The 12,542-nt window shown below is 38.2% G+C and carries 13 protein-coding genes; 3 read left to right on the top strand and 10 right to left on the bottom strand.

The window, feature by feature from the left end; genetic code table 11:
* The first annotated feature begins 10 nt into the window (after positions 1-10).
* Positions 11-400: a hypothetical protein gene (locus tag MHH37_RS04460; RefSeq protein WP_008403429.1), complete on the top strand. Its 390-nt coding sequence runs from the start codon at positions 11-13 to the stop codon at positions 398-400.
* A gap of 8 nt (positions 401-408) precedes the next feature.
* Here the strand turns inward: MHH37_RS04460 and MHH37_RS04455 are convergent, their stop codons facing one another.
* Positions 409-681, bottom strand: coding sequence for a YlbG family protein (locus MHH37_RS04455; protein ID WP_008403430.1), 273 nt, complete (start codon positions 679-681; stop codon positions 409-411).
* A gap of 276 nt (positions 682-957) precedes the next feature.
* Here MHH37_RS04455 and MHH37_RS04450 point away from each other — a divergent pair, with 276 nt between their 5' ends.
* Positions 958-1,866: a glycerophosphodiester phosphodiesterase family protein gene (locus MHH37_RS04450; protein WP_014824557.1), complete on the top strand. Its 909-nt coding sequence runs from the start codon at positions 958-960 to the stop codon at positions 1,864-1,866.
* 229 nt (positions 1,867-2,095) lie between these two features.
* Here the strand turns inward: MHH37_RS04450 and MHH37_RS04445 are convergent, their stop codons facing one another.
* The 3 genes from MHH37_RS04445 to MHH37_RS04435 form a co-directional block, all read right to left on the bottom strand.
* Positions 2,096-2,542 (bottom strand): YlbF family regulator, encoded by a 447-nt coding sequence (locus MHH37_RS04445; RefSeq protein WP_342575189.1) that lies wholly within the window; start codon positions 2,540-2,542, stop codon positions 2,096-2,098.
* A gap of 48 nt (positions 2,543-2,590) precedes the next feature.
* Entirely contained in the window at positions 2,591-4,072 is a 1,482-nt protein-coding gene (locus MHH37_RS04440; RefSeq protein WP_008403433.1) for a UDP-N-acetylmuramoyl-L-alanyl-D-glutamate--2,6-diaminopimelate ligase, read from the bottom strand.
* Positions 4,073-4,148: 76 nt separating this feature from the next.
* Positions 4,149-5,198 carry a CAP-associated domain-containing protein gene (locus MHH37_RS04435; protein WP_342575187.1) on the bottom strand — a complete coding sequence of 350 codons (1,050 nt, stop codon included), beginning with the start codon at positions 5,196-5,198 and terminating at the stop codon, positions 4,149-4,151.
* A gap of 149 nt (positions 5,199-5,347) precedes the next feature.
* Here MHH37_RS04435 and MHH37_RS04430 point away from each other — a divergent pair, with 149 nt between their 5' ends.
* Positions 5,348-5,704: a YugN family protein gene (locus tag MHH37_RS04430; RefSeq protein WP_008403436.1), complete on the top strand. Its 357-nt coding sequence runs from the start codon at positions 5,348-5,350 to the stop codon at positions 5,702-5,704.
* 86 nt (positions 5,705-5,790) lie between these two features.
* On the opposite strand, the gene MHH37_RS04425 is transcribed toward MHH37_RS04430, so the two are convergent.
* The 6 genes from MHH37_RS04425 to coxB all read right to left on the bottom strand — a co-directional run bounded on the left by MHH37_RS04425 (position 5,791) and on the right by coxB (position 11,662).
* Positions 5,791-6,252 (bottom strand): DUF420 domain-containing protein, encoded by a 462-nt coding sequence (locus tag MHH37_RS04425; RefSeq protein WP_008403437.1) that lies wholly within the window; start codon positions 6,250-6,252, stop codon positions 5,791-5,793.
* Between the two features lie 86 nt (positions 6,253-6,338).
* Positions 6,339-7,250 (bottom strand): cytochrome c oxidase assembly factor CtaG, encoded by a 912-nt coding sequence (gene ctaG / locus MHH37_RS04420; protein WP_342575183.1) that lies wholly within the window; start codon positions 7,248-7,250, stop codon positions 6,339-6,341.
* 393 nt (positions 7,251-7,643) lie between these two features.
* On the bottom strand, positions 7,644-7,988 hold the full coding sequence (locus MHH37_RS04415) for a cytochrome C oxidase subunit IV family protein (protein WP_008403439.1): 345 nt from the start codon (positions 7,986-7,988) through the stop codon (positions 7,644-7,646).
* A gap of 1 nt (position 7,989) precedes the next feature.
* Complete coding sequence (locus MHH37_RS04410; protein ID WP_008403440.1) at positions 7,990-8,616, bottom strand: cytochrome (ubi)quinol oxidase subunit III; 627 nt, start codon at positions 8,614-8,616, stop codon at positions 7,990-7,992.
* Positions 8,616-10,556 (bottom strand): cytochrome c oxidase subunit I, encoded by a 1,941-nt coding sequence (locus MHH37_RS04405; protein WP_014824560.1) that lies wholly within the window; start codon positions 10,554-10,556, stop codon positions 8,616-8,618. The genes MHH37_RS04410 and MHH37_RS04405 overlap by 1 nt, the downstream gene beginning before the upstream one ends.
* 38 nt (positions 10,557-10,594) lie before the next feature.
* A complete protein-coding gene (coxB, locus tag MHH37_RS04400; RefSeq protein ID WP_008403442.1) occupies positions 10,595-11,662 on the bottom strand; it encodes a cytochrome c oxidase subunit II in 1,068 nt (355 codons plus the stop codon).
* Between the last annotated feature and the right edge of the window lie 880 nt (positions 11,663-12,542).

Raw genomic sequence — 12,542 nt, 5'->3', positions numbered from 1 at the left:
TGCTAAAAAAATGATTCAACAATTTATCGAACTCGGTCAAGGCTATGGCGATATATATGAGCTTTGCGAACTAGTCAAAACAAATGAGCATCGATTCCATAACGCATTTATTTTCACCGCAACTCACGATGGCAATTCAGTCGCTTCACTAGCCGTGGCGTTTAAACCATCAGGTGAAAGCAAATTCATGCCAATATACATTTGCCGCGAAGGGATTCCATATAACGAGGAAAAACTGTCAAAGCGAATTGAGATATTTAAACAAACGATTCAAGATGTTAAGCAGCAAGAAAACATTCTTGAAATTAAACACTCATCTGTTTTTTCGGAAAAAAATCAATATTATCAATACTTAATTGGTATTTTGAGATTAAACCGATACATACCACCTATGCAATAAAAGAAAAATTATAAACCTATTTTATAATCGTATTCTTTAGCCTTATCCGGCTTTGCATTTTCAAATTCATTTTTAACAAATGGACGGTATGATTCCACAACGTCTTTCACAAATGGAAGGCGTTGTATTTTATTTTTCAATGTTTCGATCTCGTCCCGATTACAATAAATTACAACGTATTTTAATCTCCTGGAGATGAAATTTACGTGACCATACTTCCTTAACGACTTCGCATGTTTTAATTGATGAACGTATATAATTAAACCTTGTCTTTCATTCATGGAAAACTCCCCGTTTCTTCATAAAAATATTTATATTCAGCCAAATCATGCAACAAATTCCTTTAAATTACCTCAGTTTCAAGCCGTCTTTTTCACTAAAAGCATACCAAATGTGCAAATTGTTAGCAACAGAGTTTAGACAGTTCCACTTCTTTTCCGTTATAATGGAAAATAGTAGAGTGAGATATACACTTCATACTATTTCAAGCTTTTTACACTCATTTATTGCACATAGCTTTCAACGAAACAATGTACGGTTAGAGGAGGACGAATTTAATGGGTAAGAAGACAAAAGTAGCTTTAGCAATCGCGGCGGCTAGTGCGGCGGCATGGGCAGGAACAAAAGCGATTTCAAAGCCGCAAAAACGTGAATCAAAAGAAGCATTACAATTTGAACGTCCAATTATTATCGCACAACATGGAGGCGCGGGTCTGGCACCTGAACATTCGTTACTTGCTTTTGAACGAGCAGCGGAAATCGGTGTGGATGGCTTTACAGTAAGTGTCCGCCTTTCAAAAGATGAAGAAATTATCGCTTTTCATGATGCAACGGTAGACCGCACAACTAATGGCTCTGGCTTTATTAAAGATTTTACATTCGAACAATTAAAAGAACTCAATATCGGCTATAACTTTGAAGATTTAGAAGGTGCTTTCCCATACAGAGAACAGCATGTACTGGCCGTGACATTACGCCAATTAATCGAAACATATCCAGATAAACTATTTATCGTAAACATCCAAGATAGTCCAGACACATATGAAGGTAGCTTAATGCCTTCTAAACTATGGCGGTTAATCGAAGAATTGAATATTCAATATCAAGTGATTGTGACAAGTCCTTATAGCGAACAAATCGACCGCTTCAATCTGTATGCACAAAACCGCATCGCTCTTGGTGCCGGTGAAGGCGACATCAAAAAGGCGATGACTTCATTTACAAGTCAATTCGGTCATTTGTATCATCCAAAAGTAGACTTGTTCATCGTTCCATTAAAACAGGGTGTTTTCAATTATGATTCACCGCGCTTTGTTAAGTTTTTATCGGAACTTAATGTGCCGACAATCTACAGCGACATTGATGATCTTGTAACAATGAACCGTGTCATCCGACAAGGAGCAATGGGTATCGTGACAAACCGTCCGGATATCGCAGAAGTGCTCATCCAAAAAGTATCGCAATAACCAAGGGCTAAAGCGCCCGTTTAACTCCGAGTGGGCAAAACACCCACATCCTTGTTGCATGCCCCCAATGACTCACATCGTGTGAGCCCAAGCCATTGGAAGAGCCGACGCAAAAGTAAACGTTCCACCACTTTTGCACGGAGGGGCCTCGTGCGAGGAGTTGGCGCTTTAGCTTAGACGGCAACCATAACAAAAGCTCCCGAAATTTTCGGGAGCTCTTTTTATTTCATTAAGCTGAACACGAACAACCGCCACCTGTACCGCATCCGCTGCCACAAGAAGAACTGCTGGCGAAAAATGGATTGCTTACCGGAACTTTTACAGCTTCCGAAACGGAATGGCCAATGAGCAGGCTGATTTCATCGAGAAGATCCTGAAAATCATTTTCCGCGACCTTCAGTGCTGCGATTTGTTCATTCATATCGATCAGACGCTTTTCTGTTCGAATTTTTTTCATAATTATATTGTAATCAGGATGATATTTGCCAAAGCGTTGTACATCCTCATATTGGTCTTTTAATCGTTGAAAGGCCATAATTTGTGCGCTTAATTTCGCATCCTCGTAGACTGCCTTTTTCGCAAGACGAAGGTTTTCGGCTTGCTCAGAGGAAAGGATCATCGCATTTAATTCATCGACCTCATCTAAAATAAAAACCCAATCAGAAGTCATGAGCATTGTTTATTCCTCCAATCTCACTTTATCATAACAGAATTGAAGGGAAAATCAATGATTGTTCAACCTACGTTTTTCCAATTGTCTTATCATTTCCCGAACAAATACTAAATCGGAAAAGTATTTTTGTTTGTCTCCAATTTGCTGTGTTTTTTCATGACCTTTACCTAACAGTACGATTGTATCGCCTTTTTCCGCATAATTAAGTGCATGCTCAATGGCTTCTTTCCGGTTGAGGCACTCAATATATTCCTGTGTGGAAGAAAAGCCTTCGCGGATCTGTTTATTGATCTGCTGCGGATTTTCGTTACGAGCATTATCGGTCGTTAAAATAATATAATCCGCATAAATTGATGCAATCATTCCCATTTTTGGACGTTTTGCCTTGTCTCGGTTACCGCCGCAACTAAACATGACAATTAATCGGCGCTTTGTATGTTTTTTCAATGTCTGTAAAATCATTTTCATCGCATCCGGTGTATGTGCATAATCGACGACGATCGATAAGCCTAACTGATTTTCCACATGCTCAAAACGACCTTCAGGCAATACTAAATTTCCGATTGTATTGCAGATGTCACTTAACGGAAAATCAAGCTGTGCAATACAGCTGATCGCTGCAAGCACATTGCTGCATTGATAGTCTCCCACTAACGGGATGTTCACTATATGCTTCTCTTTCTTATGCTGAATACAGCAAGTCGTTGATGCTGGTCCGTCAACTAGCGTTTGGAAAAAGTAGTCGACATGGCTCCCTTTGCCGAAAAAAATACGCTTGCCTTTTGTCGCTAAACCGATTGAACGACAAACACTGTCATCACTGTTTATAATATTTTTTTTCGCCAAAGTCGATAAAATCTGTTTGGATAGTTTGTAGCGTTCAAAACTACCATGGTCTTCAATATGATCTTCTGTCACATTCAAGAAAATACCGATATCAATATCACAATGATCCAGACGGTGCTTTTCCAGACCAATGGACGAAGCTTCCAGAACAACGTAAGGTACATCAAGACGGATTGCTTCTTTAAATAAAAATTGAATATTTTTCGCCTGTAATGTTGTTAGTGCTTCCATTTCCGGATAACATTTTTCCCGGTCGATAAAAACACCATTTGTCCCGATCACCATAGCGCGCTTATCCAACTGGTTTAAAATTTGTCCTATAAAATGTGTAACAGTTGTTTTACCGTTTGTTCCCGTTACTGCGATTACGGTTAATGCTTCGGCAGGGAAATTATAAATTTTTGCACTTGCATAAGCAATAAAACTTAAACAGTTCGGTACCCAAATAATCGGTACAGGTAAATCCGCTTCATTAAAGTAATTTTCATCATCTACTACAATTGCTGCTGCGCCCTTTTCCAAAGCGCTATCAATATACGAAATACCACTCGAATTATTTCCCTTCCTGGCGATAAAAGCATCTCCAGGTAAAATAAGATTCGCATCGTCTTCCACTCGTTTTATTTCCACTCTAATGGAGCCCTTCATAGTGCACGGCCAGTCTTTAATTAATTCTCCAATTTGCACGGTTTCACTCCTTACCCTACTTTATGAAGACAAAAAAAAAACGCTACATTTCGCAGCGTTTAATTTTTAATTTATTTCATTTTTGTTTCACATACAGCTGAGTATAGTAATTCATAAAAGCTCCTGAACCGATATGCGTAAATTCCTCATCCATCAGCAATGTCCGATGCTCTTTGGAGTTCATCCAGCCATGAATTACCTCAATGGCATCTTTATAATTTGTTGCAACATTGACACCATGCCGCTCATAATTTTGCTGTACTTCATTCAACTGGTCTCCAATCGCATATTCATCATTTGTTATTTGAGAATCCATCATTTCCAAAAACATATGTTCACTATTATAATCCGCCAAGGAAGCGAGCGTGTCTGTAGGCAATAATTTCGGTAACCCATACTCTACGCGCAAGGAATTTGCCAAATCCGTCAATTGTCTCCGATTCGCCAAATTGATGTCAATTTGCATATAGCTGGACGGCGTGCTTGCTTCATAGAGCTCCCCTATAAATTGCATTTCATATGGCTTATGTAATACGAGTGTTTCCCCATCCAGAAAACGGACACTGTGTAATTGATTCGTTTCATGATCTATGTATAATTGTGCATATAAATTATCATATTTTACTAAAATACGTTCATGTAAATCTTGTTCATTCATTGCAAATATATAAATATTATCACCGATTTCGACCGTTATCTCCTGCCCCAGTACTGTCGTACGATATATATCGTCCAGTGGCTCCCCAACTACAAACGGTGCAATATCGATTTCGCTATTATTTGTATAAATCTGATTTACCCGATTTCCCTTCATACTGACCATTAATAGTCCATTCTCTGTATCGTAAACCCACCATTCATATCCATATTCTGATGGATCGATTCGTTTTGGGGTACTGTATGTTTCCAATACTTCCTTCGATGTTTTTCCTATTAATGTAGAAATACCGGTATCTGGCCGCGGAAGAAACTGTTCAGACGGCATAGAAGGTTCAAGTTCCACTACCGGTTTTGTAATGCTTGGCGGACCTTCCAATAATTCTGTTTGAGAGGACTCTCCATTTGAATAATAAATAATAATCCCGATACAAGTAGCAATAATTAATATGCGAAATAAAACTTTCATTAAAATCCTCCAACATCATTTTCAGTTAGTATAATTATACCAATTTTGGACTCTATGACACAATGTTGTCATTGCATCAATTACCATTTTGTTCTATTATTAGAATTGACCGTAAACTTATGTACGATAGGCAAAGGGAGGATATAGAAATGTATTTTGAAAACACACAACTCGAACATGTTAAAGTTGATCAAGAAGTTTTAACGACAGTAATGGGCAAATTCGGTTTAGAGTGCCACGGTGCATGGGACTATGACCGGATGACATTTGACCGCTGCTATGATGTACGTGAAGGTCGTTTTTATTTACGTGTTTTTTGTAATGCAGTATCAGGTGATGTAGGAGCACATAATGCAACTTTAAATATCAACAAACCTGCAATTGGAAAATACTATTATCCACACGGTGTTGAATACACAGATGAGGTATTCCCGGGACATCTCGTAAAAGAATGTGAAAAAGTACTGGCAGATGTTCGCAGAGAGCTATCAGCATACGGTATTTAATCCCTTTAAAAGCTGGCAACTTCCAACCCAGCTTTTTTTATTTGCCAAAAAAGCTCCCTATACTAATGTATAGGAAGCCCCCAAATTTAAAAACCTAAAATTGCTTTAAAGACAGACGTCGTTTCGCCGCCCTCATAAATAACGTAAAGCAGTGAATAAACAATAACCCCGGTAATGGCTACAAAGAACCAAATAATACTCGTTATCGCACCAATTTTGCGGTGTAATTTCAGATTGGATTTAAGACCTGAAATTATACTTGTCAGACCGAATACTGCTCCAACTGTTGCTAATGTAATATGGAAAACTAAAAAGACTGTGTAATATATTTTCAGCTCATCCGGTCCACCAAAGGCTGTATTGCCAATGAACACAGTACGTGATACATAAATGATAAAGAATGCCAGTGCCGAAACACCTGCTGCCAGCATTACTTTTCTATGTGCTTCCACATTTTTCTTTGCGATCAATACCCAGCCAATTGCTACGAGCACTGCACTAAGGACAATAAACGTCGTGCTTATTGTGGGTAATATAGGTAAATTCATTTTCAAATCTCCATTCTTACTTAATCTATCAATATGAACAACATTACTATGTTGATTGCTCCATTTTTACACAGTTTAACATCTTATTAGTACTGTGTTCTATTTTGGAACTCTTTTAAAGCATTATCCGTAATTTCCTGCTGATTCGAGCGCTCTGTATTCCACCACTTACGGAAAATTTTAAATAAAATAACACCAAATATAATTTCCTGGATGATTTTCATCAATACGCCGCCAACTTGCTGATCGCTCAATAAATCCATGCTTGAGAACAATTCTGGTCCTGACAATGTAAGTCCCGACAACGTAGAGGAAGGAACACATAATTCCATTGCTTTCAGCCACATATCACTATCACTGTATGTACCGTACATTGGGCTTGAAGCAAATATGATGAGCGCACAGGCAGGCGTTATTAATACTGCATTAGAGGCAATATAGGCCAATTTAGTCATATTCTTCATTTCATGCTGACCTTCAACATTATTCAATAATGGCCAGTACATAAAAATAGCAGAAATAAACAGAACTGCTGTATATGCCAGGTGGTAAATTTCGTTTAATTTTATTGTGTCAAATACAGATGGCAAATGGTAGACCGAAAATAAGCCAATAAAGACGATAATAGAAACGAGCGGTTTTGTGAAAATTTTAAAAATTTTTCGCATAACCGGTGCTTCCACAACTACTTGCCAAACCCACCATGGAATTCCTTTAATAAAGAATATCGGCACTAATAATAATAAAAATGCCATTTGCGTCATATGCATTGTAAACATAATATGACCCAGCAAATCTATTGGAGATCCTTTAATTATATAAAAAGAAATGATACCTAGTACAAAATATGCTGCTTCACTTTTCTTTAACGGCTCGCTAACTTTAAACTTTTCTCGCCACGTAACAGTCAATAAAAAATAGAATGCCATTACGAGTAATAAAAACCCGAATAAATATGGGCTCCATAATGCTTGAAAACCGAATATACTTATTGGCATATGACCATGCTCCTTTAAACATCAGTAGTTTTATCCCGTAAAAGCCCGTTTGATTTAACTAACAATCAGTAGTGATAAAGAAAACCCCCATTAATTGTAGTTTCACCTTATTATAGATGGCAATTTCTCCAACATCAATGAAAGAACTATGACAATTGCTTGAATCAAACATGTATTTTATATACAGGTTAGATTGTACTTTAAATAGAAAAAGACTAAAGTCAATTTCAGCTTTTAAATATAGTCCGTTGATTTCCGTTGCGTGCGGACGCTTTCTGCGGGTAAACCCTAATATAATAAATTTTCTATGTACCTATATAATATTGCATTTGCTAATATCCTTAAAAACAAAAAACGTCCCCAGCATTTGCTAAGGACGTCATTGTTATGCGATTAACCCCACCAAATAATTGTCGTAAACGCCAGGAAGAACGTAAACGCGATGAAGGCTGCACTCCAGATGAAGAACTCAATAACACCAACCATATGAGTTGTGCGATCTTCCAAGTGCATAAAAGCATAAAGTTGCAGTACTACCTGTACTCCAGCCAATAATAAAATAATCGGAATGATAAATGTTGGAGCAAAATCAGCCAGTACAGCGGCAAATGCGATAAAAGTCAGGAAAATCATGATCGCAAAGTTTACTACTTGTTTACGCATATGCGCTTTGGCATGTTCTCTGTCATATTCGAATTGTGCCTGAGTACGTACTTCTACATGAGTTTCGTGTCCCATTTTATCCAACCACTCCCATCAGATAGACTACCGTGAAAATGAATACCCATACAACGTCAATGAAGTGCCAGTACAGTGAAGCTGCAAAGAACTTCGGTGCATTGTATAAGTTCAATCCACGGCTACTATTGCGGATGATTAATCCCGTAATCCAAACTAAACCGATAATAACGTGCAAACCGTGCATCCCTACGAGCGTAAAGAACGCAGAAGAGAACGCCGATTGTGTATAACCAAACCCGATGTGTACGTAGTGCTGGAATTCATAGATTTCCAGTGCAAGGAAGCCTAAGCCCAATAACACTGTAATGCCCATCCAAGTACGAACACCGGAATAGTTAAAGTTTCTCATATGGTACATCGCATATACAGAAGTTAATGAAGATGTTAATAATAACATTGTCATCACAAACGCCAACGGTAATTCATAAAGATCCTTTGCCGCGAATTCCATCCCTGCCGGACCGCTATCTTTAAGCGCGATATATGTAGCAAATACACTCGCGAATAATACTGTATCCGATGCCAGGAAAATCCAAAGTCCAACTAACTTGTTTTTCCCTTCCATAGTAGCTTGTTCAGGGTGTTTCGGCCAAGTTTGTGGAGTAAATTTTTGATTAAGATCCATTACTTGATACCCCCTTTATTACCTGTTGCACGGTAGTGAGCTAAATCCGCTTCCACTTTTTCAATTTCATCAACTGTTACATGGAATCCTAAATCGTCTTTGAACGAACGAGTGATCATACATGCAATTGTTAATCCTAGACCGCCAATAATTAATGCTAAAGAAATGGCAGGTGTTGTTCCTGTAGCTGTACCAGCCTGAACTTGATCTCCCCACGGGCTGTATAGAGCACCAAATGCGGCAATCATCATTCCAATTGACATAATGAATGGCAGAATTGAATTGTTTGGCATATGAATTTCACCTAATGGCTCAGCATAGACCATACCTTCTTTGTTGCCTTCTTCTTTTTCAATCCAATACGGATCATAACCACGAATAAGTGGTGTTTGTTTAAAGTTATAGAATGGCAGCGGTGTTTCAATCGCCCACTCAAGTGAACGACCATCGCCCCAGTAATCACGACGGTTAACCGGTTCTGATTTAATCGATAATATTGCATCGATTACTAACAATACTACCCCGATTCCCATCATAATAGCACCGATTGACGAGATAAAGTTGAATAAATCCCAACCTTGACCACCCATATAAGTGAATACACGACGTGGCATACCCATTAATCCTAAGAAATGCTGGATGAAGAACGTTAAGTGGAACCCGATGAAGAACATCCAGAAAGTAATCATTCCCAGTTTAGGATTTAATGCACGGTTAAACATAATCGGCCAGTAGAAATGGGCTGACCCGAATAACCCTGTTACGATACCACCAACGATTACATAGTGGAAGTGAGCAACGATAAAGTAAGAATCGTGCAGCTGATAATCAAGTGGTGCAGTTGCCTGCATTACCCCTGTAACCCCACCCGCAACGAATGACGGGATAAATCCAAGTGCATAAAGCATCGGCACTGTTACTTTAATCGAACCGCCCCAAATTGTCAGAATCCAGTTGAAGACTTTCATCCCTGTTGGAACAGCGATCGCCATTGTAGCAACAGCGAAAATTGCGTTCGCAGTAGCACCTAAACCAACTGTGAACATATGGTGGGCCCATACCATGAACCCTAAGAAACCGATTAAAATTGTAGCGAATACCATTGATGAGTATCCGAATAATCGTTTACGAGCGAAAACCGGAATAATTTCCGAGAATAAACCAAATGCCGGCAGTACTAAAATGTATACTTCAGGGTGACCGAAAATCCAGAATAAGTGCTCCCAAATAATTGTATTACCACCCATTGTATGATCAAAGAAGTTTGCCCCAAACATACGGTCAACTAACATTAAGAACAATCCACCTGTAAGTGGAGGGAATGCGAATAAAATTAATGAACTTGATACTAAAGTCGTCCAAGTAAATAAAGGCATACGCATGAACGTCATACCCGGTGCACGCATCGTAATGATTGTTACGATGAAGTTGATACCTGAAATTAACGTACCTGCACCCGAAATTTGCAGACCAAGAATATAGAAGTCAATACCATGGCCTGGTGAGTATAAAGATAATGATGCATAAGAAGTCCAACCTGCATCAGGTGCTCCACCTAAAAAGAATGAAAGGTGAAGGAATACTGCTCCAATAAAGAATAACCAAAACCCTAATGAGTTTAAAAATGGGAATGCAACGTCACGTGCACCAATTTGAAGTGGTACAACCGCATTCATAAAGGCAAATATTATTGGTGTTGCTGCTAAGAATAGCATCGTTGTGCCGTGCATCGTTAATAGTTCGTTAAATAGGCCTGCAGAAATGAATGTACTTTCAGGGAACATTAATTGAATACGCATCAGTAACGCTTCAAATCCTGCAATTGCGAAGAACAGAGTACCGGCTGCTAAATACATGATCGCGATCTTTTTATGATCGACCGTTGTTAAATAGTCCCATACATGTGCTCCAAAGCCCTTTTTCTGTGTAACAGAGCTCACACCTTTAACCTCCTTCAATGTTTCTCTCTAATGTATAATTACTTTTCAACTGATAATGTCATTAAATAGTCAGCAATCGCTTGTGCTTCTTCTTCTGTCACAAGTTTATCCGGCATTGTATTACCTGGTTTGTATTCAGAAGGTAAATAAATCCAGTTTGCCGTGTTTTCTACTGTATGCTCCATGTAACCGGCAACACGGTTACGATCGCCGAATGTTGTTAAGTTAGGACCTAATCCATTACCTGCAACTCCGGATACTGCGTGACATCCTAAGCAAGAGTTGGCAAATGTCGCTTCACCTAAATTAGATGACTCTTTATCCGCTGTAGCACCTTCAGTAGCCTGCATTGCTGTTACCCACGCGTTAAACGCTTCCGGCTCAAGTGCTTTTACTTTGAAGTCCATTAAAGCATGTGAAGGACCACATAACTCCGCACATTTTCCGTAGAATACACCCTCACCATCGTTTAACCCGGCTGATTCTCTATCAAACTGTAAATAGAATTTGTTGATACCATCAACGTTCGTATCCATTTTTCCGCCAATAGCCGGAATCCAGAATGAGTGCTTCACATCAGATGCGATTAAGTTGAAGTATACTTTTTCTCCTGTAGGAACAACCAGTTCCTGTGCTGTAATAATTCCTTGGTTTGGATATTCAAATTCCCACCAGTATAATTTTGCCGTAACATTTACTGTAAGTGCTGTATTGTTACCGCTTTCGTCTACTTTGTCCATTGCAGCAACATTTGAAAATTTATACGTATAGTGCAGTGTTGGAACAGCTAAGATAAGTAGTAAAATAATCGGAATAACTGTCCAAATCACCTCTAAAGTATGGCTTCCTTCCACTTGCTTCGGCATATGGTCTTCGCCAACTTTTGAACGGCGGAATTTAAAGAAAGCAACTAAATAAATTGTCGATACGACAATTACGACTAATGCCATAATAGCTATGGATAAATATAAGATGTTTAATTGCTCTTTACCGACTTGACCAGATGGACGAAGCGTCGAAATATACTCTTCACCACATGCTGAAAGGAATACTGTCATTACTGTTAATAACGAGAATAAACGCCATTTTTTAAGCCCTTTCATCATAGCTTAATAAACCCCTCTTTCTTTGTTGTATTTTAATGTGTAACCAGGACTGCGGTTATGTCTATGTGAATTCTTGTACAGTGCAATACCATACTGGAAAGAATCCCGATTTTATTAGCCGCCCATAATCGCTGCTTCACTTTATATTCAAATACTGATTAGTCTCCTGTTCTTCCAATCTATTAACGAAAATTCCAGATCGATTGGAAAAATTCTAAGATATTTGAGTAAAGTTTCGCTTAAATGATATGGCTTAGAAAATTATTAGTCCTCACATGCTGACAGCAGTCGCTGCTATCGGTTACAAAAATCCGCTTACAAAACAAGTAGGATTTTTCAATTATTGAGACATTTTTACTTATATCCCATTTCACTACTAACTCATAGTTTAAACTATTTTGCTAGAAAAATAAGCAAAATTCTAGAATTCTTCAATTCTTCTTTAAGTTTTCATTAATGTGAAGTACCAATCTCAATCTTTATAAGTGCAAGAAAACTTAAAGAATAATTGTGCTAAAATTATACATAGTTCGACGGGTTTTGGTAAAAGAGTCCAATAACTTACTTCTCCTTTCAAATTTGTAAGCATATTCCGTTACCATAACTATATCTAAATTTGGATAGGATTTCTAGACGTTTCATGAAATTTCAAACTACTTCATCTCAAACTTGACGAAACATGCAGAAATCCACATCAACAACTATATAGTAATGTATTTTTTGCCAATATTTGTGAATGCAAGGAGACGAATTTATGAACAATTTGTGAAAAAATGGTTGCGTTTACAATCCAATCCTTAATACGGTTGTATTTTTCAGATATTTTCGCTATTATCTAAAATTAGAGACGCTCTTTGTAGCGAAGCGAAAATTAAAGTAG

Origin of the sequence: Solibacillus sp. FSL K6-1781 (genome assembly GCF_038630735.1) — a bacterium.
GTDB lineage: Bacteria > Bacillota > Bacilli > Bacillales_A > Planococcaceae > Solibacillus > Solibacillus silvestris.
This window is presented reverse-complemented; position numbering and strand designations above follow the sequence as displayed.

Excerpts from the sequence above, each read along its gene's own strand:
- MHH37_RS04455 (WP_008403430.1), bottom strand. The coding sequence starts at position 681 with ATGAATGAAAGACAAGGTTTAATTATATACGTTCATCAATTAAAACAT.
- MHH37_RS04445 (WP_342575189.1), bottom strand. The coding sequence starts at position 2,542 with ATGCTCATGACTTCTGATTGGGTTTTTATTTTAGATGAGGTCGATGAA.
- ctaG (WP_342575183.1), bottom strand. The coding sequence starts at position 7,250 with ATGCCAATAAGTATATTCGGTTTTCAAGCATTATGGAGCCCATATTTA.
- MHH37_RS04450 (WP_014824557.1), top strand. The coding sequence starts at position 958 with ATGGGTAAGAAGACAAAAGTAGCTTTAGCAATCGCGGCGGCTAGTGCG.
- MHH37_RS04460 (WP_008403429.1), top strand. The coding sequence starts at position 11 with ATGATTCAACAATTTATCGAACTCGGTCAAGGCTATGGCGATATATAT.
- MHH37_RS04435 (WP_342575187.1), bottom strand. The coding sequence starts at position 5,198 with ATGAAAGTTTTATTTCGCATATTAATTATTGCTACTTGTATCGGGATT.
- MHH37_RS04410 (WP_008403440.1), bottom strand. The coding sequence starts at position 8,616 with ATGGATCTTAATCAAAAATTTACTCCACAAACTTGGCCGAAACACCCT.
- MHH37_RS04415 (WP_008403439.1), bottom strand. The coding sequence starts at position 7,988 with ATGGGACACGAAACTCATGTAGAAGTACGTACTCAGGCACAATTCGAA.
- coxB (WP_008403442.1), bottom strand. The coding sequence starts at position 11,662 with ATGATGAAAGGGCTTAAAAAATGGCGTTTATTCTCGTTATTAACAGTA.
- MHH37_RS04425 (WP_008403437.1), bottom strand. The coding sequence starts at position 6,252 with ATGAATTTACCTATATTACCCACAATAAGCACGACGTTTATTGTCCTT.
- MHH37_RS04430 (WP_008403436.1), top strand. The coding sequence starts at position 5,348 with ATGTATTTTGAAAACACACAACTCGAACATGTTAAAGTTGATCAAGAA.